This window comes from Synechococcus sp. BIOS-E4-1 (assembly GCF_014279995.1).
GTDB lineage: Bacteria > Cyanobacteriota > Cyanobacteriia > PCC-6307 > Cyanobiaceae > Synechococcus_C.
The window spans coordinates 2,213,770-2,240,115 of sequence record NZ_CP047935.1; the positions used below are offsets into that span (position 1 = coordinate 2,213,770).

At 50.8% G+C, this 26,346-nt stretch carries 28 protein-coding genes; 22 read left to right on the forward strand and 6 right to left on the reverse strand.

Annotation, left to right across the window (positions count from 1 at the left end):
- Positions 1–134: 134 nt before the first annotated feature.
- The 13 genes from SynBIOSE41_RS11960 to SynBIOSE41_RS12020 all read left to right on the forward strand — a co-directional run bounded on the left by SynBIOSE41_RS11960 (position 135) and on the right by SynBIOSE41_RS12020 (position 10,368).
- Entirely contained in the window at positions 135–1,616 is a 1,482-nt protein-coding gene (locus tag SynBIOSE41_RS11960; RefSeq protein ID WP_186541173.1) for a cobyric acid synthase, read from the forward strand.
- A complete protein-coding gene (locus SynBIOSE41_RS11965; protein ID WP_255475740.1) occupies positions 1,613–1,864 on the forward strand; it encodes a 2Fe-2S iron-sulfur cluster binding domain-containing protein in 252 nt (83 codons plus the stop codon). The genes SynBIOSE41_RS11960 and SynBIOSE41_RS11965 overlap by 4 nt, the downstream gene beginning before the upstream one ends.
- A gap of 17 nt (positions 1,865–1,881) precedes the next feature.
- Entirely contained in the window at positions 1,882–3,063 is a 1,182-nt protein-coding gene (locus SynBIOSE41_RS11970; protein WP_186538066.1) for a chloride channel protein, read from the forward strand.
- The gene (locus SynBIOSE41_RS11975) at positions 3,064–3,936 is read left to right on the forward strand and encodes a DMT family transporter (RefSeq protein ID WP_186538067.1); all 873 of its coding nucleotides are present in this window, start codon (positions 3,064–3,066) and stop codon (positions 3,934–3,936) included. It abuts the gene before it with no gap.
- A gap of 63 nt (positions 3,937–3,999) precedes the next feature.
- Positions 4,000–4,743, forward strand: a complete 744-nt coding sequence (locus SynBIOSE41_RS11980; protein WP_186538068.1) for an MBL fold metallo-hydrolase — start codon at positions 4,000–4,002, stop codon at positions 4,741–4,743.
- Positions 4,744–4,767: 24 nt separating this feature from the next.
- Positions 4,768–5,430, forward strand: a complete 663-nt coding sequence (locus tag SynBIOSE41_RS11985; RefSeq protein WP_186538069.1) for a secondary thiamine-phosphate synthase enzyme YjbQ — start codon at positions 4,768–4,770, stop codon at positions 5,428–5,430.
- Positions 5,427–6,701: an MFS transporter gene (locus SynBIOSE41_RS11990; protein ID WP_186538070.1), complete on the forward strand. Its 1,275-nt coding sequence runs from the start codon at positions 5,427–5,429 to the stop codon at positions 6,699–6,701. Before SynBIOSE41_RS11985 ends, SynBIOSE41_RS11990 begins: the two co-directional genes overlap by 4 nt.
- A gap of 156 nt (positions 6,702–6,857) precedes the next feature.
- Positions 6,858–7,145: a hypothetical protein gene (locus tag SynBIOSE41_RS11995; RefSeq protein ID WP_186538071.1), complete on the forward strand. Its 288-nt coding sequence runs from the start codon at positions 6,858–6,860 to the stop codon at positions 7,143–7,145.
- A gap of 383 nt (positions 7,146–7,528) precedes the next feature.
- On the forward strand, positions 7,529–7,771 hold the full coding sequence (locus SynBIOSE41_RS12000; protein WP_186538072.1) for a hypothetical protein: 243 nt from the start codon (positions 7,529–7,531) through the stop codon (positions 7,769–7,771).
- A 63-nt stretch (positions 7,772–7,834) separates the two neighbouring features.
- On the forward strand, positions 7,835–8,053 hold the full coding sequence (locus tag SynBIOSE41_RS12005) for a hypothetical protein (RefSeq protein ID WP_186538073.1): 219 nt from the start codon (positions 7,835–7,837) through the stop codon (positions 8,051–8,053).
- 158 nt (positions 8,054–8,211) lie between these two features.
- Positions 8,212–8,379 carry a chlorophyll a/b-binding protein gene (locus SynBIOSE41_RS12010; RefSeq protein WP_231857180.1) on the forward strand — a complete coding sequence of 56 codons (168 nt, stop codon included), beginning with the start codon at positions 8,212–8,214 and terminating at the stop codon, positions 8,377–8,379.
- A gap of 812 nt (positions 8,380–9,191) precedes the next feature.
- Entirely contained in the window at positions 9,192–9,875 is a 684-nt protein-coding gene (locus SynBIOSE41_RS12015; RefSeq protein WP_186538074.1) for a hypothetical protein, read from the forward strand.
- A gap of 94 nt (positions 9,876–9,969) precedes the next feature.
- The gene (locus SynBIOSE41_RS12020) at positions 9,970–10,368 is read left to right on the forward strand and encodes a cupin domain-containing protein (protein ID WP_255475741.1); all 399 of its coding nucleotides are present in this window, start codon (positions 9,970–9,972) and stop codon (positions 10,366–10,368) included.
- A gap of 364 nt (positions 10,369–10,732) precedes the next feature.
- On the opposite strand, the gene SynBIOSE41_RS12025 is transcribed toward SynBIOSE41_RS12020, so the two are convergent.
- Together SynBIOSE41_RS12025 and SynBIOSE41_RS12030 are read right to left on the reverse strand one after the other, a co-directional pair.
- On the reverse strand, positions 10,733–12,886 hold the full coding sequence (locus SynBIOSE41_RS12025) for a cation-translocating P-type ATPase (protein ID WP_255475742.1): 2,154 nt from the start codon (positions 12,884–12,886) through the stop codon (positions 10,733–10,735).
- Positions 12,887–12,987: 101 nt separating this feature from the next.
- Positions 12,988–13,410 carry a YnfA family protein gene (locus SynBIOSE41_RS12030; RefSeq protein WP_255475743.1) on the reverse strand — a complete coding sequence of 141 codons (423 nt, stop codon included), beginning with the start codon at positions 13,408–13,410 and terminating at the stop codon, positions 12,988–12,990.
- 285 nt (positions 13,411–13,695) lie between these two features.
- Here SynBIOSE41_RS12030 and SynBIOSE41_RS12035 point away from each other — a divergent pair, with 285 nt between their 5' ends.
- A complete protein-coding gene (locus SynBIOSE41_RS12035; protein ID WP_186538075.1) occupies positions 13,696–15,000 on the forward strand; it encodes an extracellular solute-binding protein in 1,305 nt (434 codons plus the stop codon).
- Positions 14,997–16,337 carry a mechanosensitive ion channel family protein gene (locus SynBIOSE41_RS12040; RefSeq protein ID WP_186538076.1) on the forward strand — a complete coding sequence of 447 codons (1,341 nt, stop codon included), beginning with the start codon at positions 14,997–14,999 and terminating at the stop codon, positions 16,335–16,337. The genes SynBIOSE41_RS12035 and SynBIOSE41_RS12040 overlap by 4 nt, the downstream gene beginning before the upstream one ends.
- A gap of 138 nt (positions 16,338–16,475) precedes the next feature.
- Here SynBIOSE41_RS12040 and SynBIOSE41_RS12045 read toward each other — a convergent pair whose 3' ends face one another.
- Entirely contained in the window at positions 16,476–16,694 is a 219-nt protein-coding gene (locus tag SynBIOSE41_RS12045; protein ID WP_186538077.1) for a hypothetical protein, read from the reverse strand.
- Positions 16,695–16,897: 203 nt separating this feature from the next.
- On the opposite strand from SynBIOSE41_RS12045, the gene SynBIOSE41_RS12050 reads away from it, so the two are divergent.
- Positions 16,898–17,131, forward strand: coding sequence for a DUF1651 domain-containing protein (locus SynBIOSE41_RS12050; protein ID WP_255475744.1), 234 nt, complete (start codon positions 16,898–16,900; stop codon positions 17,129–17,131).
- Between the two features lie 18 nt (positions 17,132–17,149).
- Here SynBIOSE41_RS12050 and SynBIOSE41_RS12055 read toward each other — a convergent pair whose 3' ends face one another.
- Entirely contained in the window at positions 17,150–17,380 is a 231-nt protein-coding gene (locus SynBIOSE41_RS12055) for a hypothetical protein (protein ID WP_186538079.1), read from the reverse strand.
- 995 nt (positions 17,381–18,375) lie between these two features.
- Between SynBIOSE41_RS12055 and SynBIOSE41_RS12060 the strand changes: the two genes are divergently transcribed.
- From SynBIOSE41_RS12060 to SynBIOSE41_RS12085, 6 genes are all read left to right on the forward strand, one after another.
- A complete protein-coding gene (locus SynBIOSE41_RS12060) occupies positions 18,376–18,957 on the forward strand; it encodes a ferritin (protein WP_186538080.1) in 582 nt (193 codons plus the stop codon).
- A gap of 185 nt (positions 18,958–19,142) precedes the next feature.
- Entirely contained in the window at positions 19,143–19,676 is a 534-nt protein-coding gene (locus tag SynBIOSE41_RS12065; RefSeq protein WP_186538081.1) for an NfeD family protein, read from the forward strand.
- 39 nt (positions 19,677–19,715) lie between these two features.
- Positions 19,716–21,038 (forward strand): flotillin family protein, encoded by a 1,323-nt coding sequence (locus SynBIOSE41_RS12070; RefSeq protein WP_186538082.1) that lies wholly within the window; start codon positions 19,716–19,718, stop codon positions 21,036–21,038.
- Positions 21,038–22,297, forward strand: a complete 1,260-nt coding sequence (locus tag SynBIOSE41_RS12075) for a flotillin family protein (protein ID WP_186538083.1) — start codon at positions 21,038–21,040, stop codon at positions 22,295–22,297. The genes SynBIOSE41_RS12070 and SynBIOSE41_RS12075 overlap by 1 nt, the downstream gene beginning before the upstream one ends.
- A gap of 180 nt (positions 22,298–22,477) precedes the next feature.
- Positions 22,478–23,725, forward strand: a complete 1,248-nt coding sequence (locus SynBIOSE41_RS12080) for an MFS transporter (protein ID WP_186538084.1) — start codon at positions 22,478–22,480, stop codon at positions 23,723–23,725.
- Positions 23,726–23,975: 250 nt separating this feature from the next.
- A complete protein-coding gene (locus SynBIOSE41_RS12085; RefSeq protein ID WP_186538085.1) occupies positions 23,976–24,293 on the forward strand; it encodes a DUF3303 domain-containing protein in 318 nt (105 codons plus the stop codon).
- 979 nt (positions 24,294–25,272) lie between these two features.
- On the opposite strand, the gene SynBIOSE41_RS12090 is transcribed toward SynBIOSE41_RS12085, so the two are convergent.
- Positions 25,273–25,470 (reverse strand): hypothetical protein, encoded by a 198-nt coding sequence (locus SynBIOSE41_RS12090; protein ID WP_186538086.1) that lies wholly within the window; start codon positions 25,468–25,470, stop codon positions 25,273–25,275.
- Positions 25,471–25,646: 176 nt separating this feature from the next.
- Entirely contained in the window at positions 25,647–26,333 is a 687-nt protein-coding gene (locus SynBIOSE41_RS12095) for a patatin-like phospholipase family protein (protein WP_222930540.1), read from the reverse strand.
- Between the last annotated feature and the right edge of the window lie 13 nt (positions 26,334–26,346).

The following is a 26,346-nucleotide window of genomic DNA, read 5'->3' on the forward strand; positions in this document are numbered from 1 at the left end:
GTCCACCAAGATCTGAAGCAGAAGCGTCACAGGCCTACAGAATTTCCCTGACGTTATGAACGCCACATTGCAATGGTGCATCTTCTGGACCAGGTCGAAGCGCAGTGAGCAGCACGTCCCGCCCAACTCCGCTGATGGTGCTAGGCACCAGCAGTGGCGCAGGTAAGTCGCTGATGACTGCCGCGCTCTGCAGAGTGCTGAAACGACGAGGGGAAACGCCACTGCCTTTCAAGGGCCAAAACATGAGCAACAACGCCTGGGTTGATCAGGGCGGAGGCGAAATGGCTTACTCCCAGGCATTGCAGGCCTGGGCAGCCGGTCTCGAACCAGTGCATGCCATGAACCCTGTATTGCTCAAACCCCAGGGCGACTCAACCAGCGAGGTCATTCACCTCGGGGACTCCGCAGGGACTTGCAAGGCAGAGCATTACTACAGAGATTGGTTCGACTCCGGCTGGGCTGCAATCCGCAGGGGGCTTGAAGATCTGCAGGCCAGCCATCCCGGCGGAAGACTGGTGCTTGAGGGAGCAGGCAGCCCGGTGGAGGTGAACCTGCAATCGCGCGATCTCACCAACCTGCGTTTAGCCAAATATTTGCGAGCCAATTGCCTGTTGGTTGCCGATATTGAACGGGGAGGCGTCTTTGCCCAGATCGTGGGCACTCTCCAATTGATGAAACCCGACGAACGGCGACTCATCCATGGGCTGCTGATCAACCGGTTCCGAGGCAGAAGAGAACTTTTCGACGAAGGTCGACGCTGGCTCGACACCAACACAGGGATTCCGGTTCTGGGAGTAATGCCATGGCTTGACGAACTCTTCCCTCCTGAAGACTCACTGGACCTGCTGGAAAGGCGTGGACGCAAGCGCAGTGCCGAGCTGGAGATCGCCGTGTTGAAACTACCCTCATTAAGCAACTTCTCCGATCTTGACCCCCTGGAGGCGGAGCCCACGGTTGAGCTGCGCTGGATCGCACCGGGTGAACGACTCGGGATTCCCGATGCCGTGGTGATCCCAGGAAGCAAACAAACCCTTCGGGATCTTGCCTCACTGCGCAGCACCGGCCTGGCTGCTGATCTGATCAGCTACGCCAAAAACGGCGGTGAGCTGTTCGGCATCTGTGGCGGCATGCAGATGCTCGGGGTGGAACTGCATGACCCGCAAGGACTAGAGGGCAACGATCCTCCAGGGCAATCTGATGATTACGTTGCCGGCCTTGGTCTTCTCCCACTGCGAACGGTGTTCAGCGGTGCAAAAGCTCTGCATCAGAGGCAAGCCCTCGTGCTGTGGCCGGATCAACAACCGAGACTGGAGGTGGAGGGGTTTGAACTGCATCGGGGAATCAGCGAAGCCATCGAGGACTGCAATCCATTCAGTGCGGATCAAGACCTGGGTTGGGTGCGTGGGACCACTTCAGGAACCTATCTCCATGGAATCTTCGAGAACGGACCCTGGCGACGACGGTGGCTGAATCGCCTTCGACACAGACGGGGCCTACCGGAGCTCAGTGAGCAACAACCCCACCACAGTCGGCAGAGGGACGCGCTGCTCGACCGCTTGGCCGATGCCTTTGAGCAACATGTGAATCTGGAACCACTGCTGGAAACATCCACGTGACCTCTGGGCACAAAAGGGTGGAAATCTTGTGGCCGGATGGCCAGCGAAGCTTCAGCCACAACGGAGAAGACTGGTTGTCTGCGGCGCGGCAGGCTGGCGTGCATGTGCCCACTGGCTGCATGGGAGGCAGCTGCGGTGCCTGCGAGATCGACGTTGATGGGACCACCGTGAGGGCCTGTATCAGCACCGTGCCCACCTCAGCGTCAGGGAGGCTCAAGGTGGAATTGGCCACTGACCCCTACTGGTGATCAATCCGCCACCAACCATGCCAAAGAGTCTTCTGCAGGGCACTGCTCGCGCCCTGCTGGCTGGAGCAGCAGGTGGAGGGCTCGCAGCGTTGGTGGTGAGCAGCACACTCATGCTGCAGAGATGGGTCTGGGGTGCATCGGTGGAGCGAGGGTTGCCCAGCGATCGTTCATTGCTGTGGTGTCTGGCCTGGTCGGGAACGATCGGCGTGGCTCTCAGCCTGCTGCAGCGGCGACGTTCAGGCAGTGCGCTGCCTGAAATGTCGGAGACGCTCGCTGAACTGAGAAAACCGGAAGGATTGAACACGCGTCACGGCCTCAGGCAAATCATCGGAGGAATACTGGCCCTCGCCGGCGGAGGAACACTGGGACCGGAGGCGTTGATGACACGCCTCGTCGCGGTCGCGAGCCACACGGTCTGGAAAGGCGCGGATCGTGACCTTGTGGCTGCTGCGATGGCTGGATCCCTGGGATTGTTCCGTTCACCTCTGGTGGGCAGCGCAGCCTTGGCTGGACGTCAGTGGCAGCTGATCTGGCGATGGCTGCCAGGAACCATCGGGGGATTGGCCGGTTTCGTGGCCTTCAACGGTTTGAGTGACCTGGGCGCTGGGATGCGTGGCGTGTCCTACGCCTGGCCCTCTGATCCCTCACAACGATTGAGCGCCTTGCTGGCATCCCTACTCGCCGGGCTCGCGGGTTGGTTGGCGGGCCAGTTGATCAAACGCTGGCGGCAGTGGCTTCAACAGTTAGAGCTTCTGGAACGCTTCTGGTGGATACCGATCGGCACAGGTCTGCTGATCGGACTCTGCCTGTGGGGTTTACCACTGGCGGGCTTTTCCGGGGAAAACCAGTTGAGACCCCTCGTGATGAACGAATGGAGGCTGGATACAAACGTGCTGATGTTGTCGGCCCTGGCCAAGTTACTGATGGTCGGCCTTTGTCTGGAGACCGGATGGAGAGGCGGCCAGTTTTTTCCGGTGATCCTGGCCAGCAGCGCGCTGGGGATGGGGCTACACCAATGGATGCCATGGATCGGCAGCATCGACAGCTGGAGTGCTGGTGTTGTCGGGGGGTGCCTTGCGGTGCTGCTCCCCTCGCCACTGCTCGGACTGTTGCTCGGCCTCACTCTGTTGCAGGGCCATGGAGCAGGAGCGCTGGTGATCGGCCTGCTGGTGGGGCTGAGCCTGCAGCGGAGGCACTGAGTGGGAATCCTGGCCGGATTGGTTGCAGCACTGGCCTGGACTCTGGCGAGCAGTCTTTGGCGAGGTCTATCCACCTCCCTCAGCGCGATTCAACTCAACGGGCTGAAGAATCTGATCGCCTGCGCAGCATTGCTGCCGGTGCTGGTCACACTCCCCTGGAACGGAGAGGTGAAGAGCCTGATGCTGCTGCTGATCAGTGGTGGATTGGGAATCTCACTGGGAGACAGCTTTTATCTCGCTGCACTGCGGCGTCTAGGCACCCGCAGAACACTCACCCTGGAGTCGCTCGCCCCCGTCGCAGCAGCTGCGGGAGGTTGGTTCGCCATGGGAGAGCAGCTCTCTGTTCAGGGCTGGGCTGGTGCATTGCTGGTCACGATCTCCGTGGTGTTGGTTGCCCTGCAGCAACCTCCTGACGCCACACGACTGCTCGACCGAAGCCGCCGTGTTCAGGCGCAGGGCTTGGTGCTTGGCTTGCTGGCCGTGGTCTGCGGTGTGGCAGGCGCCGCCGTCTCGCGCACTGTCCTGATCAACAGTGAGCTAACACCTCTGCAAAGTGCTGCCTGCCGTCTGCTGGGAGGACTGCTGCTGCTGCTTCCCTGGCTGCGGCTGGCAGCCAGATTTCCGCGGCCACGACCGCGCAGTGTGCGCTGGCCGCGGGTGCTGGCTGCAACAGTGCTGGGAACCGTTCTGGGGATCCTGCTGCAACAGGTGGTGCTGCAGAGGTTGCCTCTTGGCATTGGCATCACAGTGCTGAGCACGGCACCGGTGATGGCCCTGCTGGTGGCCCGTGCCGAGGGGGATCAGCTGAAACCGTCGGTGCTCTTGGCCTCGACCCTCGCCGTGACAGGCGTTGGTCTTGCAGTGCTGAGCTGAGTGGTCAAGCGCTCGGCTGAACCAGCACATTGACTAGCGTCACTCCGCTTGGAGCGTTCGAAGATGACAGACGCAGCCACTTATCTCGGGGCCAATGGTTGGCTGCTGGAGATCGCTGGACTAAGGGTGCTGCTGGACCCATGGCTCAGTGGTGCGCTGGTGTTTCCACCGGGTGCCTGGTTGCTGAAAGGTGAGATGCCGAAACTGATGCCAATACCGGATCAACTGGATCTGCTTTTGCTCACGCAAGGGCTTCCGGATCATGCCCATCCGGAAACGCTTCAGGCGCTGTCGAAGCGGATCCCCGTGGTGGCATCAGCAGCTGCCGCTCGTGTGGTCAAGCGTTTGGGATTTGAGGCCATCACCGAGCTGCAACCCGGTGAAACCTCCACCATCGCTGGTCTGAAGATCCGCGCCACCGCAGGTGCAGCAGTCCCGGCGGTGGAAAATGGCTACCTGCTCGATTGGCCCGAGGGGTCCCTGTATCTCGAACCACATGGTGTTTTGGATCCTGCGATCGATCAGCGCAGCGTCGACACCCTGATCACCCCGGTGGTGGATCTTGGCTTGCCGATGCTGGGAGCATTCATCACAGGCGCAAGCGTGATGCCTGATCTGATCAGCCGCTTCCAACCCAAGACCGTGCTGGCCAGCACCACAGGTGGCGATGTGAAGTTCAGCGGGATGATCAGCAGCCTTCTGAACGCTGCTGACGCTTCGGCAGATTGTGGCGATCTCCCCGAAGACTGCACACTGATCACACCCACAGTGGGGCGGGCGATCCCATTGCCGTCAGAGTCGCGCTAAAGAGAAAGCAGCGAAGGCCATGGCATGGCGTTGGATCAACGGCTGACGCACCTGGAGATCAACACACACGGAACGGGCTTCACTCCCCTGAACCAACAACTGAATCAATGCGTGAGCCAATCCGGACTGATCAACGGCGTGATGCATCTCACCTGCCTGCACACCAGTTGCAGCCTCACCATCAATGAAAACGCGGACCCACGGGTTCTCGAAGATCTGGCGGCCTGGATGAATGCAATGGTGCCTCAGGACGGAGCTGGGCCTTGCGGACCTGATGGCAGACGTCGCCGTTACTTGCACGACGACGAAGGTGATGACGACATGCCAGCCCATATCCGCACAGCGCTCACCACCCAGACCATGAGCCTCAGCATTGAGAACGGGCGACTGCTGTTGGGAACCTGGCAGGCGGTCTATCTCTGGGAACATCGCTCATCCCCGCATCACAGACGACTGGCCTGTCATCTGATCGGAAACATGGCAGACCCATCAAGCACTCGAAGTCAGCTCTCAGCATCAGGCAGAAACGCCACGGCGACCCTGCTGGCTCGCCGCAACGGCCAAAGACTGAATGATGTCGTTCAAGCGCGCCACGTTCCCGGGGCATGGGCTGAGGACGGTGGGATTGAGACAGATGTGGATCTGCTGATTGACCGGTTGCATGAGATCTCCGATCAAGCGCAATGATCGCTCAACCCAGCGCCAGGAGCACCAGCAGAGTGCTTCTGGCGGGCCTGATCGGCAACGTGATGGAGTGGTACGACTTCGCCCTCTACGGCTACTTCGCGACCACCATCGGCAGGGAATTCTTCCCCTCCAGTGATCCAGCCGCCTCACTGATCGGCGCCTTCGGGGCCTTTGCTGCCGGATTTCTGGTGCGACCGCTTGGGGGGATGGTGTTCGGTCGAATCGGCGATCTGGCTGGAAGGCAGCGTGCTCTGCAACTGTCGGTGATGGTGATGGCCATACCCACCGTGCTGCTGGGTCTGCTGCCGACGCATCAGCAGATCGGCATCGCTGCTCCGATTGCGGTTGTCCTGCTTCGCATTGTTCAGGGGTTGTCGGTGGGGGGCGAGTACACCAGCTCCGTTGTTTTTCTCAGCGAAAACGCCCCATCCCGTCAACGTGGTTTCTATGCGATCTGGGGGCTCTGGGGATCCGTGCTGGGAATGTTGCTCGGCTCCGGCTTCGGTGATCTGCTGTCCCACACACTCAACCCAGCCCAGCTGGCAAACTGGGGATGGCGGCTGCCTTTCCTGCTTGGAGCACTGGTGGCCACAAGCGGGGTTGTGATCCGCAAAGGCATTGGTGCTGAGTTGGACGCACCGCGAACCAACTCGCCGATTCGGGAAACCTTTGGTCGCTACCGCCTGCAGGTGCTGCGCGTCATGGCTCTGAACATCGCTAGCAGCGTCGGGTATTACGCCGTGTTCGTCTACTCGGTGAGCTACATGGAAGAGGTCGATCACCTCAGCACCGCAACATCCCTGAGCCTGAACACCGGCGTCCTGGCTGTACTGCTGATGCTGTATCCGGTTTCAGCGTGGCTCTCCGACCGCATCGGACGCAAACCCATGCTGATCAGCGGAGCATCACTGCTCTGTTTTGGAGCCCTGCCATTGTTCAGGCTCATGCACAGCGGTGATCCTCAGCGAGTGCTTTGGGGAGAACTGGGGCTGACGTTGGCTGTGGCTCTGCTTGCAGGTGGCAAAAATCCCGCCAACGTGGAACTCATGCCTGCCGCGGTTCGCTGCACCGGCCTGGCCGTGGCATTCAATGTTGCAGAAGGTTATTTCGGCGGAACCACCCCACTGATTGCAACCTGGTTGATTGCTCAAACCGGGAATCCTCTGTTACCGGGGGCATGGGTCGCCTTCAGCGGACTGTGCACGCTCATCACGGCATGCGCATTCACACGCGAAACCGCATTTCGTCCGCTGTCGACTGAGACAGCCTGATAGGAGCTTGCTACAAGAGGGCAGAAGCCGTTCAGCTGCCATGAATCCAGAAGGGGAAATCTGGCCTGTCGTGCTGATTGCAGCGAGTGTTGTGATGCTCTGGTTGATCCTCTCTGTCACCAGCTCGGGAAGCTTCGAAGTTGTGGGTGCAGGTTGATGTGTCTTCTTGCGGGGCTTGGACTGATTGCGCCACGCCTGATCCTGATTCTGCTTTGGCTGTTCAGTCCTGAAGTTGTGCTTGGGCCCTTTGCTGACCTGGCGATACCCAATCCAATCATTCCGATTCTGGGCCTTCTGTTTCTGCCCACAACGACTCTGGGCATCTGCTGGGCAACCGTTTCATTCGGAGGAGTGCAATCGTTCAGTGGATTGCTGATTGTTCTGATCAGCCTTGTGATCGATGCGGGGCTGATCGGCAATGGCAGAGGCATCGCCAGACGTTGACGGTCAGCGGTCCTGCCCACCGTCCATCGTGCGACGAACAAGATATTGAGTGATCGCAAGAAAAGCCAGAAAGCCACCAGCGACAAGCAGGAGCAGCACGCGATGTCGATCAGAAACGTTGCTGCAAAAGCCTATTGAGCCTGCCCCTCATCCGATTGAGCTGTGCACGTTCCTTCTCATTGCGGTCAATCTGGCGAAATGACACGACAAACACGGTCGTTGTGAAAGCCACTCCAACCGCGAACATGCTGAGCAGCAGGGGATCTAACGTTTCCATGGGAGGGCAAAGGAACGTTGGAAGCAAGATTAAATGAAGCCAGCACACCGATGCCTGGCTCAAATCCATGCTCTGTCGAACACAATGGATGCCATTGGATTGAACAATGCCATCTGAAGGTTTCCTGGACGGCAAGACACTGCATCTGAAGGCGGCGAGCGATGCCAGAGTCGCCGAAAGAGTGGCGGGCCACCTTCGCAGACGCATCGCGGAAGATGACTGGCGCCCCTACAAATCAAAAGAGGAAGCGCTGCAGGCCTGGAGTCGACTCGGCGGCATTCGCCTGCAGGTCATGCAGGCCCTAGGCCTGCTGAACACTCCAGACAGTGGGTCACGAGGTGAGCGCTGACATACAAGAAGTGACAACAGCACCCAAGTGATGCCATGACATGTACAGCTGGCGAGCCATGGATTGAACTCAACACAGGTGCTGATCCAACAACCCGAGGAAGACACCTTGATCGATGCCCTGCGGGGGTGCAAAAGCGTTGCTAAACTAAAGACGCTCGAACAACGACAGGCCAGCACTGATTCAGTCCCACTGTTCGACTGGATCTGCGATCTGCTGGTGCAACGGCGGATCTCCAGGGGACTAGCTGCAAGGCTTCTTGGCCAACTGCACAACCGGTGATCTGAGCCGAAAAGCTGATCTCAGAGGCGAACGCCGCGGACAGAAACACCTGAAACACAAAGACACGCTGCGGCTGCCAGACGAAGCATGCCCTTGTGCTTTTTGCCGCAACCTCACGCGAACATGTTTGCAAAAATAGATGAAGTTACGTAAAGACCATGACAGATCAGCAGGCTGAACCCAAAAGCGCTATGGAAGAAACCTTCGGGATGGAAACCTGGGTAGACGGCGAAACCTGGAATGGCCGACTAGCGATGCTCGGCTTTGTGGTGGCGATTGCCATTGAGGTGGCTGCAGGACAGTCACTGCTGCCAAAAGTCTGGTGACGACAAACGTTGACCAGATCCAGGCGTCCTGACCCTTTAAGCGCAACGCCGACTCAGGACGAAACAAGAAACTCAACTGACAAAACCCTGGCTCACAACCAGGGGTTTTGTTTTTTGTATTGCAGAAGCCTGGTTTACCTACACTGAGCGGTCGTCAAGCAATCAAATCATTGACGCAAGTGAGCTGAAATCAAGTTTCTGAATAAGGAGTTGTAAAAACAGCTTGATCGTCCTCGAAAGGTCAAACACCAATCAGTCCAGACCATCGTAAACGAATGTAACCATTCAAGAGCCAGTTCCACGCGAAGACAACAAGATGGTCTAACTCTTACAACAAAAATGGAAAACAGTTTAAGCAATCATCTTGCAAAACTATTACACTCTACTCAGGAGTATTCCAGCGAAGAATGCAATGGAGGTGCCGTTATAGAACTTCTTTTTGATCTGCAAGCCATGAAGATCAATAACCTTGAAGACTTCAAAAAAAGACAATCAGAAGAAAGCGTACAAGAGTTAATTCAGGAATATCAAAATAGATAGCGTGATCTAACAACCATCAAAGGCTTCACAACGTTGGCCAACTGAAAACGGATCTCCAATCGATGGTCAAAATGAATCGCTACAGCTAAAGTCGTGAAACTCAAGATCAATACTTGAACAGAAAAAGCACCATCCACAAAATCTCAAAGGACAGACCTGGTCTGACCACAGTCAATGGCGACGATCAAAGTTACTTTTATACAAGTCGAAGACTTAGAAAAGACCTGGGGCCCATACAAGGCAATCACTACATTTTTCTGACTTACCACCAGATGGCTAAGGCGCTCATGCTGCCTAAAAAATGGAATAGACTGGAGGTTCAAAGTTCAATGGCTTTTTTACTCGGTTCAATTTTATTTGTCACTGGCTCGATCACTCAGTTACAAAACCAGTGGATATTTAAAACATTATTTATGCTTGGTTCAGTCCTGTTCTTAACAGGAAGCCTAACTCAGCTTTGGCAAACCTTTAGAGCATGGCGACGCCAAAAAAAGTATATTCTGATTTCGCTCAGCTTGGCCCTGGTCGGAGTGATTGGAGCCAAAGCTGGAACACTCTTTTTTAATGCAGACAGCATCAGCGATTGGCTGAATCTGAATCTGGCCACAAGGACGCGAAAACTTTTGGGTCCAGATGCATACATGGCAGGATCATTTATGTTTCTGATTTCGGGAATTGCACACTACGCAGAAATTGGCCATGGAAGATTAGTATTTGTCGAAAAAAATCACTTAGGTTGGTGGGTATGCTTCAGCTTTTTGGTTGGGTCAGCGCTGTACTGCCTGTCAGCACTGCATGGTTATGACACTGCGATCAACCTACCATTCGGGTTGTCATCGGAAAAAAATTCCATATTGCTCTGCCTCATAGCGTCAGCTATCTTTATTTTCATGTCACTGTGTTCACTAGCGGAATGCAGTGAAAATGAAACAAACGATTTGGGATGCAACCAATGAAAAAAGCCAAAAACAGCATGCATTCATTTAAATAAATTCATTAACGCCATCTGAGAGCACAAAACAGAAAAACCGAACCACAGGTATCGCACCAATGAAAGATTCAACTCTTCACTACTTCTGGCGAGTTTGGGTGAATGAAGAGGGTGAAAGTTGTCAAACCAGGAATTTATTCAAAAACCACGAGAAAACTATCTTTGCTATGGGAACAAGTCCAATATGGAGTGCGGTGCACTACAGCGGCGCTGCCACAATCATCACGCTCCTGTTAATGCCGAAAGAGGTCAAGAATTGGCACGAAAATCCCAAGCCTCAATGGATCATTCCCTTGAAGGGTAGGTGGGGCGTGGAAACAATGGATGGAATGGTTGTTGAAATGGGACCAGGAGACATCAGTTTCGGTGGAGATCAAGGAACACGAGGACGTCAAGGTCACCGCTCATGGGCCATCGGGGACACACCGGTAGAGTTGTTATTAATTCCAGGTCTCTGAGCCACCCCCTTGGAATCCTTGTATCTGATAGCGTTAACGGCCTGATAAGGCAACAGCGCAAACAAATCGGTGGCTGATGAGGACATCCGATGCATGCAACGCATCTAAATGCAAAGACCCTGAATCATTCAAAACTCTGTAGGCACAAAGAGTAATGAGTCAATACCCCACAGAATGGCATCTCGATGAGGCTGCTCTCGATTGGCTGGATCAGCTTCTCGACCAAAAATATCGCAATGGTGTGAGCACAAATGATCTGTCTGCACACGCACGTGCAAGAGAAATGGTTGATTTATGGAGAGCTCAGATGGGATCACGACGCCATCAGGTAGATCCTTAAACGATTAGCAGAATGAGTGAACTGTCAGGAAAAAGAAGGGGAAATAGCAGAAGACGAAGTAGCAAGAAGACGCAAACTATTAAACACTACAATCAAGCTGGTGCCCATATCGGCGAAAACGGCTTGCCACATTGTTGCGTAGCCAAGCAGAGCCAACAAAAGAAACGAACCTTTGATAAGCACAATTATCGCGATATTTTGCCAAAGAACATGCAAAGTCTGACGAGAAATCTGAATGACATCCACGAGCCGCCTTGGGTCGTCATCCATGATCACAACATCAGCAGCCTCCATCGCCGCATCGCTACCCGCTGCACCCATCGCAAAGCCAATCTGTGCTCCTGCCAAAGCAGGAGCGTCGTTGATGCCGTCTCCTACCATTCCCGTTGGAGATTCAGCCTGCAAATCTTTTAAGGCGAGCAATTTCTGTTCAGGGAGAAGATCGCTTAGAACTTGATCAATGCCAATCTGAGTTGCAATTAAATTGGCACTAATTTTATTGTCCCCGCTAAGCATAACTGTTCTGATCTTCATTCGATGGAGGAGATCAATTGCTCGTGCTGATGTTGGGCGAGGCTGATCAGCAACAGCCAACAAAGCCAGAATATGCTCACTGTCGGCAAGTAGAGACACACTTCGACCTGCGCTCTCGTGACTCATAATCAACGATTGAATATGCGCATCCATGGGAACGATCTCGTTAAGCCAGCGACGATTACCAAGGTAGATCCGTTGGTTATTGATCAGAGCTGTTAAACCCTTACCAATCAGAGCCTCAAATTCTTCCACCTGGAGTTGCTCCGCATCGATACCTGCAGCGATTGCACGCGATACAGGATGTTTTGATTGCAGAGCCAGTGATACACAACACTGCTTGAGCCAAACTAATTGATCATCGTCAATCAATGATTGCAACTCAACCAATACAGGATATCCAATAGTAAGGGTTCCAGTCTTGTCGAATGCAATAGTTTTAAGTCTTGGAACTTGTTCAAGGAAAAGTCCACCTTTGATTACAATTCCTCTTCTCGCTGCAGCCGTCAAACCACTGACAAGCGTGACAGGTGTGGCGATAACAAGTGCACATGGACATGCAATCACAAGCAAAACCAATGACCTGTAGATAGCATTGAGAACAGTAATATCGAAAAAAACAGGAGACAAAACAGCAACAGCAATGGCCAAACAAAAAACAGCAGGTGTATATTTGGCCGCAAATCGATCAACAAGACGTTGCATCGGAGCCCGAGAAGCCTGTGCTTCCTCAACTCCACGAATGATTCGAGCAATGGTACTTTCAGACTCAAGCGATGAAACACGGAAAATAAAAGAGCCGGTTGTATTAAGAGTTCCAGCAAATACTTGATCACCAACAAGCTTTTCTACAGGCAAGCTTTCTCCGGTAACGGATGACTGATCAACGGAACTTTGACCTGCTTGTATAACACCATCAAGTGGAATCCTGTCACCAGCATCGACTCTGACCAGATTGGCAACCCTGATGTTCTTCACAGCAACACTCTTCCAACTGCGGTCACTCATTTGCACATGAGCAAAATCAGGAGCTAGTTCGCCAAGCCTGGAGATAGCATTTCTTGCTCGATTAGAGGCCTGAGATTCCAACTCCTCAGCAATTGAGAATAAGGACATGACCATTGCCGCCTCAGGCCAATACCCAATAAGACATGCACCAGTCACTGCAACTGACATCAAAGCGTTCATATTCAGTTTGATCCTTCGCAAAGCTGAAATGCCCTGAAGGTATACAGGCAAACCAGCCAAAAAAATGGCGATTAAAGAGCTTAAAACGACCAGCGCTCGCTGAACTGTTGCTCCAGAGGATAAAAGTTCTAGGATTTCAGCAAGAACAGCAAAAAAGAGTGAAAATAACAAACGATTCCAAGAAATCTTTTGAACACTTCTAGCCTGATCAACATCAGCAATCACCTCAACCCTATAGCCTATTTTTTGAATCAAAACTCGTGCTGTTGTCAGAGCTTGAGGCTTACCCGATAGAACCAAGGTGCGCTTGGAAAGGTTGAAGAGTGGGTTGCTGATGCCTTCCATCCCATCAAGAGCAGCCTCAATTTCAAGCTGCTCATTGGTACAATCCATTCCAGGGATAGACAAAATCATTTCTGAACCAGGATCTGAACGAGCCGTAGAGCCAGAATTCATATCAACCATAAAAATTACACTTACAAATAATTCAAATAAAGAAAATTATCAGGACAATTGTCCAATTAAAAGGTTGTTCAATAAGCAGAATATTGACGCGATCAACGTGGCCAAAGCATAATAACAAGAACTCCACAGAGAGCAATACCAGCTCCTATCAAATCACCCAGATCAGGCAAGTATCCATCAAATTGTTTAGCCCAGGCAAAGGCTAAAACAATGAAAAAACCACCATAAATAGCATAAACTCTGCCGAAATCCGAAGTAGGCTGTAAGCAAGGTACGAATCCATAGCCAATCAGTGCAATGACTCCGGCAGCGGCATAAGTCCAATTTTTGTCTTCTCTGACTGTTTGCCAAACGAGCCAACCGCCTCCGACTTCAAGAAGCCCAGCAGCAATGAACAGGAGGATCGATAAAGCAATCGTCTGAGGCGTCCAGACTAATGAAGTCTCCACGGACTGTTGACTGACTGCATCACCGACAGATTGATTTTCAAGACCATCGAGTTCGTCACTTGTCACTGGTCAGCTAAATCTCTATATTCTATGTAGCCATCAATTTCAAAACTGTCAGCACCAAATGACACATTGAATGAAAATTATGAAAGTATTCGAGCATGGGCAAACAAATCAAATCGATGGTTAAATCAAAAGCTTAAGAAGTTGAATGAGGTTTAAACTCAGTGGAAAAAGCAAGAAGAGAACTCATTTACGCTGTGATCTGCTGCATCACAACCGAAAATAATTAAGTGATTCATGGCTGTCGCGCTATAACCCAGCAAACTTTAGGTGGAGATCTGAAGTACCGTGCTTCGAAACTCAGCTCTAGCGACAACAACGCTACTGGCCGCTGGCTTACTGCTGCAGGGTTGCATTCAAGAAAAATCAACAACAACTCCCAACATTTCCGCCTATGGAAGCCAGGTCAGGGGAGGGCCATGGCTTGAATTGGTCTCCAGAGGAAAGAACAATCAAAAGCCTCCGGCAGGCACAATCTTGATCTGGACTCCGGACTATGAGGGGATGAACCCAATGGTCCAGACAAGAATAGATCAGACCCTAAAAAATCTAATTCAACGATTTCAAGAAAGATACAACATGGTCAATGTGATCTGGAGAAAATATTCAGACTCAAATATCTACAAGAAGTATTCAGAAAAAGTCAAAGAAGGATTAGGTCCAGACTTATTATTAGCTCATAATTTCATGATCCCAGCGCTCCGCAAAAAGAATGAAATTGAGGCCATACCAGCCAACAGCGTAAGGTTTGGAGAATTACGTCCAAAACTTTTAAAAACCGCGGGGGCTAATGGCACACTCTATGCCATACCATTCATCATTAATCTTCAATTACTTTGCATCAACAAGCAAAAAGCAAGAAGTACACCTAAAACATTTAATGAGCTGCTTGAACTTTCCAGATCAGGGATTTCGATCGCAATAGGGGGAAATTTCCTTGAAACAATATGGGGACTGCCAGGATTTAACGCGAAATTATTTGGAGCCAACAAGAGCTCTGCTCAGGACCTCAAAGAGGGTCTGAATAATTGGATCAAGACACTCAGAAAAAGTGACGAGGAGCCCAATGTAGCCCTATTCAAAAACTCGTCATTAATGACAAAATATTTTGCAGAAGGAAAAATTAGTATCATTAATTGTGAATCAATTGACCTGCCATTCCTAAGGAATAAGCTTGGTAGCGAAAATCTTGGAATCAGTGAACTGCCAAGTATTAATGGTAAAAACTCCGAGCCAAGACTGACTGGAGCATCCTTTGTATTGAATCCATTCGCAAGCAAGAGCCAAACAAAACTTGCCTTGCGATTCAGCAATTACGCAATCAGCGTTGACCAGCAACAACAAATTGCAATCAATTGGAACTCACTTTTACCAGTCAACAAAAATAGTGACTTTAATCAAGAGCTTCTTCCTGTTCGAACTATATCAGAAAAGGCTTTCGCTAAATCATCGGAGTTGACAGACAGAGAACTAGAAACAATGATCTTGAACTACAACGCCATTCAGGAGATCTATCAAGATGCAACAGCGGGATTAATCGACCCAGTTAAGGCCAGTAATGAAATCATTGAACTATTTGAGAGTCCGCAATGACCACAGCAAGTCAAATCAATTTAGAACCCATTACTCAATTCAGTAACGAGCTTTGGCATGCTGTGAGTCGGCCAGCTGTAAGCATCCAGATTCTAATTATTATCATCAGCATATCAATTGGTTTCATTGTTGCATCAAAAGTGAGAATCAATATTAAACGCCTAAAAGCCCCGATCAAGCCGAGGGCCACAGCAGCCTCAATAGCACTTATTGTATTAACAATAATCTACGCAATAATGGAAATAACACGACGGCCTAATGGACTCATTCAACATGCATGGGCAATATTACTGGCTTATACAATACTCAATATTTTATTTCAATCGCTAACTCATTCGGTCAGTAAAGATAAAGCCGAAAAATTAAATCAGTACAAAACGAGGCTTTTCATGCCTGCTTTGATTGGATATCTTCTCTTTATCGTAATTCAAACATTTGGAGATCCATCATCATTGCTTGGCGCGCCGATCATCCAACTCTTTGGTACCCCTTTTAATATTGGCGATGGATTATCAATAACAATTGGTCTATATTTATGGGTTAACCTATCGTCATTCATGACGCAAATACTTGAATGGTTTTTGGGGTCGAATAAAACAGAAAACAGGGAGGTATCGAAAGCCATTTTCATCTTAATTCGTTATGGCCTAGTTGGCTTCGGTATATTTGTCATCATTGGGACAATTGGCATTAGTCCAACAGTATTTGGCTTAATTACTGGCGGTCTCTCTGTGGGTATTGGTCTTGGACTCAAGGAGATTATTAGTAACTTCGTTAGTGGCATTTGGTTACTCATGGAAGGTTCGACCAAACCAGGGGATGTGATTAATCTGAACCTTCTGGATAGCTCAGGGGAAGCGTTTCAAATCGCTGAAGTCACAGATTGCGGCTTAAGGGCAGTCACTGTGACAAATCAAAGTGATCATTGCGAGAGAATCATTCCTAACAACCTATTTTTCACAAATCAAATCACTACGTATACCAAAAACCACAACATTATTGCCAGAAAATCTTATTTTGGTGTGAGCTATGGGAGTGACCCAAATCAAGTGATCGAGTTGATTACAGAGGTTGTGACATCACACCCAGAAGTTCTTGCAAATCCAGCACCATCAACGGTGTTTGTTGCCTATGGCGATTCAAGCCTGGATTTTTATGTAAAATTCTTTATTCAGGATGTGAAGGGAGGCATTCGCGTTACAAGCGAGATCAATTTAAGGATTTGGAAAAAACTGAAAGAAAACTCGATCGAAATACCATTTCCCCAGCGCACCCTTCATATCCCAGACCCGCTTGATATAAGATACAAAGATTCTGAGCAAGACTCATCACCATAATCTTTATGCGATTCAACAACTTTCGTTCAGTCAACAAATTAAATCATTGACGGCTTCTTGTTATTTGATCAGATCCTACAAGTCGAGCTTAAAGCAGCAAACAGATCTTCCTTAACCCACTGATCCTCACCGCATCGGTCACCTGAGCTCAGGCTGACGCTGATCCAACAGGTCATCGGCAGCCTGATTCCCACCACCAGTCCACATGTTGACCTCTGGACCACCGGTCCACGCGGATGCACTCGGACTGGGGTCTTCAGCTGGTTTTCCATTCTGGATGTCTTGACTGAGTTCTGAAGGAGTAACAGGCCCATCAACAGCAACCATCAAAAGGGTAATCAGCAGAAGGGTTTCCATCTCTTCATGGCAATTACACACTTGATAGCTGGAAATAGCAGCTGATCCGATCGATGAAACAGAAGCACAAGCCAAGATCGTCGGTTACGACCAATGGTCCCACGCGTGCTGACCTGATGACATACAACAACTGCTGAGAAGCAGTCGAGGGCATACTCTGCTTCATGTTGAATTGCAGCTCAGGCCCCGTTGAACCACACGAGATGCCTCGTGGAGAAGTCTGGCTTGTGAATGGCGACCAACTACTGATTGTTCACTTCAAACCTGACTCTTCGATGACCCATGGGCATTGGGTGGAGTTGAGAACATACGTTTGGAGCCGTCCCCAACCGCCTGTGCCTCAGTCCAGACGAAAGCTGTCAAACCAGAACGCCAGTGAAATCTGGAAGCACATGATTAAAGTTGGATGGCGTCTATGCGCTGCACCAGTATGCTAAAAAAATTCAGGCGATGAATCATCGCGGAATGTAGTCCATAGGATCATCAACATTACCGAAACTGCAAGGTGTTTCGGCACGGCCTCCTGGCAACATGTTGGCGGGGATCAAGCCGTCTCTGTAAATTTCACAGAGCTCCTCAGGTGTACGGCTGTCAACCCAAGCTTGAAAAGTTGAATCATCCGAGGCAATCAGCTGAGCAATCAGCAAAACTTCGTACACGACTTGTGGGAGTTGTTGATCGACCAACTCTGCAGCAGATCGGCTCAACCAGCAGACTTTCATTCAATAGCTCAACACGCTGACACGCGTTGAACTGAGTGATCTGCATTGCAGCGCGGAAGCTCTCCTGGATTGGGAATAAACCTTGCAAGGATTGCCCTTATGAGCGATCAAGGCAGTGTTGACAAGGACATGATCACCCCAGAGCTTCACAACACCGACGACAGGTCACCCTGAGCAATGGGCCGACTCACAGCAACGTCCATGCAGGCTTGGAGATCAGAGAAGACAACTAGTGGTCAGGCGCTAGTGAGCATCTGAACAACGCCGAACACAAACAGAGCCAAAACGATCGAAGCAAGAAATGACTTGCCTCGATTGGCGATACCATTTTGAATCCTCTCAATCATGTGTTCCCTATCACTTAATACAACATCAATAAATATCAGCAGGCTTTTCGTGATTACGCCACGCATTCGAGTTACTCATCAAGCACAAAAGATACCCAGGCTTTTACTATTGGAGCCGAACATGTAGCGACTGAACCCCTGCCAAGCGGAAATGATTCAGCAGGAGAGGAACCATGAGCATCTTTACCCATAACCGAAGCGAAAGCCCGTACAACCCCCCAGGGCTCTGACCATCTGCTCCAAGCGGGCAGCACAGGCCCGACTGACGGGCTGAAACATCGATGAACGCACTCTGACGACCCTTCTTTGCGGAGATGAACAGTCGAATCCGGAATTCACTGCAGCAGCAGCTGACGCTGATGCAGAAGGTGGTGAACCGACTCGGTCTCAAGCGATTGAGCGCCGCGGGGCGTTGGTCCATCAAGCATGCACAAACGAAACTGATTCTCAGCAGCAGATTTGCACTGCTGAATGTGATTCTCAAAAGCATATTTGGGGCTCTTGAATGTGATTCTCAAAAGCATATTTTGATCGCTTAATGTTCGGTTTTCACGCATATCTTTCGCTGTTTTGTGATGTAGAACTGATGCATCCCTTCCAGAGGACAACGCAATGACAAATTCCGCCACCCAGGCCACCATCACCATTCCCGTCGGCCCTGCAGGCCGTGCCATGGCCGAACCCATGTCCAGCGAACTGCTCGACCTGATGGAAGCCCATCTCAACCTTGAGCGTCAGTCAGCTGCTGATTACTTGGCTGCTGCGATCTGGTTTGCTGAACGTGAACTGACCGGCTTTGCCGAGCATCTCCGCGATGAGGCCAAGCAGGAGCAGGAGCACGCCGCCAAGTTTGCTGACTATCTGATCTCCAGAGGTCAGCGCCCTGTGCTCGACACGATCGAACCACCCCGCCAGCAATGGCCTGATGTGGAGCAGGTGATCGCCAATGTCTTCCGCATGGAAGCTGATGTCACCGCCTCGGTGCTGCAGCTTTACGGCACTGCTGAAAAGGACATTGACCGCCGCACCACTGTGTTCCTCGACGCAATCGTTGATGCTCAGCGTCTTTCTGAGCACGAAGCCGCTTACCTGCTGGGTCGCGTCAAGTTCGCTGCCGGCAACCCTGCTGCCGTGATGATCATCGACGCAGAACTGAGGGAAGGCGAAGCCGAGCCCGCCAAACTCGAAGGCTGATCAACAACAGCCTCATCAACATCAAGCCCAACCTGGCAATCCAATTCACCATCCCTGCAGCCCCGCCAAGTGCGGGGCTTTTGTTTTGCACTGGCAAGATGTTTCAACAACCCTGAAATGAACAACAGGCTGCTGTTACCGAACAGCAATCATGCCCATGATGAAACTTCTTCCAGTCGACGCCGATGACCTGGACCTATCTCTTTTGCCTTATCGCAGGCGGAGTGTTGATCACACTTTCGATCGCTGGTGAATCGGACAGCATCATGGATGGCGATGCTGCGACCGGAATCGCTGAAGGTGGCAATCCTGCTGTTGTTTTCAGCACATCGTTCTGGTCTTTTTCACTGGCCGGGTTTGGGCTCTGTGGGTTATTGCTGCAGTTGTTCGAAGAAACAACAGCTTCCCGCTTCAATCTGCCCATCGCACTGCTGCTTGGAGTCAGCCTGGGGTTGTGTGCTTCGCTTACGCTGCGCGTTCTGGCTCGGCGTGATGCCAATACGGTCGTGCTTTCCGGAGACCTGATCGGACTGGAAGCCAAAGTGACCCTGCCGCTGAATGAACGTCAGCGTGGGTTTGTGGAGACATCGGTGCGTGGCAGTCTGGTGCGACGAGCAGCTCGCAGTGCCTGTGGTCCTTTGGAGCGAGGCCAGAACGTTGTGATTTTGCGTTGTGAGGGCAACACATTGATTGTGGATGCCATGGACATGGTCAGCTGATTGGAGCCTGGCTAGGGAAGGTCAGTCGCCTTCCCAGGCATGCACAACAGCCTGGCAATCGAACCGGTGCCGGTTCTTGCCCAACGACAACCCAGCAGTAACCCTGCCGCGGCAGTGGTAACGATCGGTTCCAGCGTTTTTGTGGTGATCGTCGCACTCACCCTGATCAGCCGCTGGATGATCCGCATCTGCAGGCCCAATGAAATGCTGGTAGTGACCGGCTCCAAATCCAATCAGGGCAATCAGGGGGTCAAGGGCTACCGCGTCGTAGCCAATGGCGGCTGCACCTTTGTGAAACCGATTCTTGAAACAGCACGTCGCATGGACGTCACCTTGCTGCCAGTACTGGTGGAGGTGAATAACGCCTATTCCAAGGGCGGTACTCCTCTCAATATTCAGGCGATCGCCAATGTCAAAGTCAGCACTGACCCGGAGGTCCGCAACAACGCGATCGAACGGTTTCTGGGCCGTGATAACAAGGAGATCGTGCAGGTCGCCAAGGAAAACCTGGAGGGCAACCTTCGCAGTGTTCTGGCGCAGCTGACCCCTGAGCAGGTCAATGAAGACCGCCTGCGTTTTGCTGAGCAGATCGCCGATGAAGTCGGCGAGGATCTGCGCAGGCTGGGGCTGCAGCTCGACACCCTGAAGATTCAGAGTGTCTACGACGATGTCGACTATCTCAATTCGATCAGCCGAAGGCGAGTAGCCCAGATCGTGCGAGACGCTGAAATCGCTGAAGCAGAAGCCATCGGTCAAGCCGAACGGATTGAAGCCGAGATGGAGGAGGTGGCTGAGGTGGTCCGTACAGAAGCTGACACTGTGGTGCTTGAAAAAGACAACGACGTTCGCACCAAAGTCGCCAAGATGGAGAAACAGGCCCGCTCGGAGGAGGAGCGGACTGAAGCCGCCGAATTGGAGGCCAGAGCTCGTGCTGAGCAACAACTACAGAAGGTGCGCGCTGAGCTGGAGCGTCTGCGTCTGAAAGCTGAAGCAGTTCTTCCATCGAAGGCTCAGCAAAAAGCACAGGAGCTGCGGGCTCGTGGTCAGGCGGCTGCCACTGCAGAGGATGTCAAAGCCAGCGCCCTGGTCAACGACATGCTCACTCAGGTCTGGGAAGACGCCGGCAACACAGCTGAGCTTGTCTTCCTGCTGCAACAGATTGAGATGGTGCTTCAGCAAGCAACACGACTGCCCGCCCAGTTGCAGCTCAAACGCATCACGGCGCTCGATGGCAATGACGCGTCGAGCCTGGCCAGCCTGGTGGCCTTGAACCACAAAGTGGTTCGTCAATTCTTCGAGCAGGTCAAGGAGATCCTTGGCGTTGATCTGATTGGAACCTTGTCCTCAACTGGAGTGAAGTGATGTTTTTTGCAGTTGGTCTCACTGGAGCCGCAGGAGTTTGGGCGTTTGTCGTGCTTTTGCGTCAGCTCTATTACATCTGTCAGCCCAGCGAAGTACTGATTTTTGCTGGCTTGGGCAAAACAACCGGAGATGGGCGCAAAGTGGGCTATCGCACCGTGAGGGGAGGCAGTGCTCTACGCATCCCCGTTCTGGAAGAGGTGATGCGACTCGACCTCAGCAACATGATCATCGAGTTGCGCGTGGAGAACGCCTACTCCAAAGGAGGCATCCCATTAAATGTCGCCGGAGTCGCCAACATCAAGATTTCGGGTGATGAACCTGGAATCCACAACGCGATCGAACGCCTGATTGGCAAAACTCAGGATGAAATTCGTCACATTGCCAAAGAAACACTGGAAGGGAATCTGCGAGGTGTGATGGCAAGCCTGACTCCGGAACAACTCAATGAAGACAAGATCACATTTGCCAGAACCTTATTGGAGGAGGCGGAGGATGATCTCCAGAAGCTAGGACTGGTCCTCGACACTCTCCAGATCCAGAACATCTCAGATGATGTGCGCTACCTGGATTCAATCGGTCGCAAACAACTGGTCGAGCTGAAGCGGGACTCTCGGATCGCAGAAGCGGAAGCCACCTCTCAATCAGCGGTGAAGCAAGCTGAGAATGAACGCATCACTTCGCTGCGTCGCCTCGACAAAGAGCTCGCTGTAGCGACTGCTAATGCTCAGAAGCGCATCAAGGATGCACTCACTCGCCGAGATGCTCTGGTAGCCGAGGTCGATGCAAAGGTGGGCGCTGAACTAGCTCGCGCTGAAGCTGAATTACCCGTCCAAGAAGAACGGATCAAGCAGGTGATGCAGCAGCTCGAAGCCGATGTGATTGCACCAGCAGAATCCGAATGCGAAACAATGATGGCGGATGCAAAGGGTTCAGCAGCTTCCATTATTGAGCAGGGGAGATCGCAAGCAGAGGGCCTTCAGGAACTCGTGACCTCACTCAAACGGTCCGGCTCTGATGCCAAACGTCTGTTCCTGTTGCAGAAGCTGGAGCCACTACTCACGATGCTGAGCGATACGGTCCAGCCCATCGAAGTGGAAGAGGTTTCCTTGATAGGAGAGCGTGATGGACAAATGAACCTCTCGATCGCCACCTTACTGCGCCAACTTCAAGACAGCACGGGCTTACACCTAACCGACACCAGAGACAAAACATCAATGAATCAGGCTTCAAACACTGGATCCGATCCTGCTTCCAGCTGATGACACACCACATCAATCAGTCTCATGAGGCGAAGGTGGACAAAGCGAATCGAACATGAACCTCTTTGCTGCACAAAATCAAAAATTGCTGCACAAAGAGTCGCCAATACAGCAGCTGCTGTTGACATTCACAAACCAAGTCAAACAAATCAGGCTTGGGATTCTGATCAGCAGCAATGAATGATTCAGGATTCACATCAGTGCAACTACGAGCATCAACAAATGAAACTCAATTGGGAGCATTGGTGGTTTGATCTGCTTGGAGGATGCTTCGGAATTGCAATCGCGCTTGGTCTGGTTCGATTTGACTTTGGCATCATTGGAAGTCTGATGGCAGACGCAAAATGGATCACTGTCGAAGACATCGGCAAGCTTGCAGCCATCAATATGTTCGGCTATCTGGCAGGATGCATTCAACAGTCGTATGTAAAAAGTCGGGAAGCATCAATCAGATATGTATTAACAGCGATAATTACAATTATCGCTTCAATTATTCTGGAAGGAAGATTGATTAATTTCACCAGTCAATCTATCCTCAGACTGACTTGCGGCTGGGGCGCTGCCCATGTTGTCTCTGGTCTTCCAACGCTGGCATTGGAGCGTGTCCCAGATCAGTGGAGAAGAAAGTCGACGGGCCTGATCATGTGTGGAGGTGGTGTCGGATCATTACTAGGAGCTATTGCAATCGGCTTATTTTCTCCAACATCTGCGCCCTCATCCTGGAATGTTCTTGCCATATTAACGATTATTCTCAGTCTGCCAACATTTAAGCTGGTTACAAGAAACAGAAGACAGCCAGCATCTGTTAGTGCAACCAGTTCAGAATTAAGCCAAAACGAGCAAAAAAAGATCAGCAAAATGGGATCAAAACCACTCATTCTGGTGATCATCCTGGGCTTTGCAATGATGCAGGTTGGCCAGGTACCTGCAATTCTTTATGAGCCATTGGTGGCGATCAAGCAAGTCGGCCTGACACCCATGATGTCAAGCAGTGTAGACAGTCTATTCGGAATCGGCTTAATCATTGGCGGATTAATTCCGTCAATAGCCCCCTCAAAATTAACAACAAGACTATTCCTGGCTTTGATCTCAATTATTGGGCTGCTGGGAGTCATCCTTTTCGGAGCTTCAGAGAATGTCTTCATACTCTCCGCCTCCATTTTCCTGATCGGAGTCTGGGACATGATGACAGGTACACTCACATTTGATCGACTTGGACAACTCTGCAACGAAGACGATCAACGTCGATCGTGGTCGACTGCCACATCAATAGGTGCATTAGGCTTCATCATTTTCTCGTCTGCGACAGCAAGCCTTGCAAAACAAAATATTGACATCATTTTGATCCTGGGAATAGCAGCCGTAGCTATTCAGTTTACACTTGAATGGATCCAATACTCAATATCCAGAAAGCAAGAATGGCAATAAAACAACAATGCAAGCGTTTAATTTTTCACCGACCCATCCAAAGAGCAATCACCGTGTCAAGATAAACATTTAACAATCAATGATCTCATGCCAAGCAGATTAAGTCAATAGATGAGATTTAAAGTGTTAAACCTGACCTTGAGGGTTGCGCGAATGTCAATAGCCTGATGCGGATCACACAAGAATGAATCAACCGCAACTCTGTATGATGATGGTTTCTGCTACGAAGGACTGCCTTTAACAGAACCTCGTGCAGCACTATCTGATTGTCTGGAACTTCCCGACCGTTGCAGGCTCCTGGGAAGCTTGCCCTCCTTTTGCCGAATACATCAATGCAGGTGGTCCAGGCGACAAATTTGAAGGCTTTGAACTGAAGTATCGCGTATGTGATCCCATTGCTGGCAGAGGAATGGCCATTGCTGTGGCAAGCGATATTGGCAAAGTCTGGGCTCATCTCTCCCCTTGGATCAAAGGCTTCGGTATCAAATTTGAGATAACACCGGTTGTCTCTGACTCTGAGTTTGCAGCAATGTGGCCAGGGGTCCAAGCGGCGGCCAATGCTGAATAAGCAAACGCTCTCCATCATGGACAAAGCAGAATTTCTACGTATTCAAAGATCTTCCTGTTGCGTTTCAAAGGTTGAGACCAGCTCCTATCAATACCTCTAACGAGCCAACAACAAGAACCAGCTTGTCCGATGGCTGAGCACTAACCCATCGACCTGATCCAAGACAGAGGTCAACGAGAGTCGTTCTTGTCAATAGAGTGATGAAGGCCGGAGAAATCCGGCCTTTTGCTTTGCTTTCATTCTGGATCATGTGTAAAAAGTCTCATCGGTGACGGATTAAAAATCAATGCGGCTGCACCATAAACAAGTTCAGACAAAGCTCTATGGAACCTCTTGTCCTGCTTGCGATCCTATTCGCTGCATTCTACCTATCAACAAAAGATTATTAATTGAATTGCACTGAGAAGCAGATCAATTGATGACTTATGTTCGATCATGACAAGACTGTTTAATCGCAGATTTTAGATTAATTGACAGCGTGCCAGCAAGCCCGCTGAGAGCGTGGAATTCGTGTGATGGCGGACATTGCAACAGGCTTATCAATGAACTGCTAGCTAAGCCACGACAACAAGGATATGAAAGCAAATGATTTATACAAGCTTTGGATTAATCAATACACCACATAACGACTACCTGTCCCCTAAGGAAGGTGATCGCCGCGAGTCAGCGACAGCTTTTGTTTGTCTTATTTTAAGTTGGAAGAATGGCAATCGGACGAATCTTGAATCAGCAACAGCTTACTGGAATCGAGAGATTTTATAGCGAATCTCACCTACCACGCTGTATTACCTGATGATATCGGCCCAGGAGAAAAAGGGAGAGCCTGGTCTTTCAACAGCGGCTGTTCGGGAATGCACCAGAACTCAATTGACCAGGAGGTCTTTGTTTTTTACCAAAATGAGAGCCGCCAGAAACTCAGATCCTGGCGAACCCTCGCCTTGACATAGCCCAAATCACTGGGTCAACCAGTTTGCTGCTCTTAATGCATGATCTCATGAAAACCCGAAGAATATGGATAATCAAATCCATCATCTAATTCACGAACCAACTCTTCAGCCCTGTATAAATCAACACAAAAATTGCATTGCCCGTCAGGATCACAAACCAAAAAACCATCATTGTATTTGTGCAGTGCAGTTCCCCTGGCAGTTCTTGCAAGAAGGGTTTGGGAGTCCATTGAGATCTAGCGATGACATTTTTGTCATGGCACTGGCGAAGCTGGCCATGTCGTAACGATTCCTACCGTTTTAGGGATTCATCAGCAGCTTATTGCTCATACGATTGTTGAACGAGAGGAGTCCGCTCATAGCACTTAAAATCATCACAAAAAAAAATGATCGCATTGTCAAGACGTCAAGGTGAGCTTAAGTTCCAGGAATTCGGATCGCGACCCAAGCGTTCCCCTAGATCAGACAATCGCTGCATCTCCTTATTGTCAAATATTTTCGGGAAAACACCATCTTTAAGGGGTTCATTGATCGCTATCCAACGCACCTCGACTTGACCAAGACCACAAAGTTGGGTGAGATCTGCAATTGAGTAAAGTTGTCTCAGCGCTACAACCTGGTCTGAGCCAACAGAAACTTCAAGACTTCGCGAAGCAATACTTGCCCATCCAGTTTCACTGGTTTTAGGCGACTCCCTAAGGTTACCGTTGATGATCACCCAGTAACGGGTCTTAGGAATTGGAATATCAGGATGCTTTCGTTTCCAAATACCGCCAAAAGTATTCACAGGTTTTGAGGGATGACCTCCATAATAAAAATTACCTTCCACTCCTCCATCCACATATAGAAAGCCGTTCATTTCGCGAGGGGGAAACATCCCTGGGATGGCGGCTGAAGCCAGAACAATATCAGTCATTGACTCCATGTTGTTTTCAGCCAAAGACTTCTTAGCCGCTGTTACAAAATTAAAAACAGCTGGAAATGCCAAGTCTAAGTTTGTTGACTGAATGAGCAGGAGCCGACCTGGGCTGGTTTTGTCGACAATTTGCTGAGCGGTTGATTGGTCAAATGCTTCGCTGACCGCCCTTTCCAAGCCTGGAACTCGC

Bases quoted from the DNA above. Each gene is read 5' to 3' on its own strand.
- SynBIOSE41_RS11960 (WP_186541173.1), top strand. From the start codon at position 135: ATGGTGCTAGGCACCAGCAGTGGCGCAGGTAAGTCGCTGATGACTGCC.
- SynBIOSE41_RS11970 (WP_186538066.1), top strand. From the start codon at position 1,882: ATGCCAAAGAGTCTTCTGCAGGGCACTGCTCGCGCCCTGCTGGCTGGA.
- SynBIOSE41_RS11980 (WP_186538068.1), top strand. From the start codon at position 4,000: ATGACAGACGCAGCCACTTATCTCGGGGCCAATGGTTGGCTGCTGGAG.
- SynBIOSE41_RS11985 (WP_186538069.1), top strand. From the start codon at position 4,768: ATGGCGTTGGATCAACGGCTGACGCACCTGGAGATCAACACACACGGA.
- SynBIOSE41_RS11990 (WP_186538070.1), top strand. From the start codon at position 5,427: ATGATCGCTCAACCCAGCGCCAGGAGCACCAGCAGAGTGCTTCTGGCG.
- SynBIOSE41_RS11995 (WP_186538071.1), top strand. From the start codon at position 6,858: ATGTGTCTTCTTGCGGGGCTTGGACTGATTGCGCCACGCCTGATCCTG.
- SynBIOSE41_RS12000 (WP_186538072.1), top strand. From the start codon at position 7,529: ATGCCATCTGAAGGTTTCCTGGACGGCAAGACACTGCATCTGAAGGCG.
- SynBIOSE41_RS12010 (WP_231857180.1), top strand. From the start codon at position 8,212: ATGACAGATCAGCAGGCTGAACCCAAAAGCGCTATGGAAGAAACCTTC.
- SynBIOSE41_RS12015 (WP_186538074.1), top strand. From the start codon at position 9,192: ATGGCTAAGGCGCTCATGCTGCCTAAAAAATGGAATAGACTGGAGGTT.
- SynBIOSE41_RS12020 (WP_255475741.1), top strand. From the start codon at position 9,970: ATGAAAGATTCAACTCTTCACTACTTCTGGCGAGTTTGGGTGAATGAA.
- SynBIOSE41_RS12025 (WP_255475742.1), bottom strand. From the start codon at position 12,886: ATGAATTCTGGCTCTACGGCTCGTTCAGATCCTGGTTCAGAAATGATT.
- SynBIOSE41_RS12040 (WP_186538076.1), top strand. From the start codon at position 14,997: ATGACCACAGCAAGTCAAATCAATTTAGAACCCATTACTCAATTCAGT.
- SynBIOSE41_RS12045 (WP_186538077.1), bottom strand. From the start codon at position 16,694: ATGGAAACCCTTCTGCTGATTACCCTTTTGATGGTTGCTGTTGATGGG.
- SynBIOSE41_RS12050 (WP_255475744.1), top strand. From the start codon at position 16,898: ATGCCTCGTGGAGAAGTCTGGCTTGTGAATGGCGACCAACTACTGATT.
- SynBIOSE41_RS12060 (WP_186538080.1), top strand. From the start codon at position 18,376: ATGACAAATTCCGCCACCCAGGCCACCATCACCATTCCCGTCGGCCCT.
- SynBIOSE41_RS12065 (WP_186538081.1), top strand. From the start codon at position 19,143: ATGACCTGGACCTATCTCTTTTGCCTTATCGCAGGCGGAGTGTTGATC.
- SynBIOSE41_RS12070 (WP_186538082.1), top strand. From the start codon at position 19,716: ATGCACAACAGCCTGGCAATCGAACCGGTGCCGGTTCTTGCCCAACGA.
- SynBIOSE41_RS12075 (WP_186538083.1), top strand. From the start codon at position 21,038: ATGTTTTTTGCAGTTGGTCTCACTGGAGCCGCAGGAGTTTGGGCGTTT.
- SynBIOSE41_RS12080 (WP_186538084.1), top strand. From the start codon at position 22,478: ATGATTCAGGATTCACATCAGTGCAACTACGAGCATCAACAAATGAAA.
- SynBIOSE41_RS12090 (WP_186538086.1), bottom strand. From the start codon at position 25,470: ATGGACTCCCAAACCCTTCTTGCAAGAACTGCCAGGGGAACTGCACTG.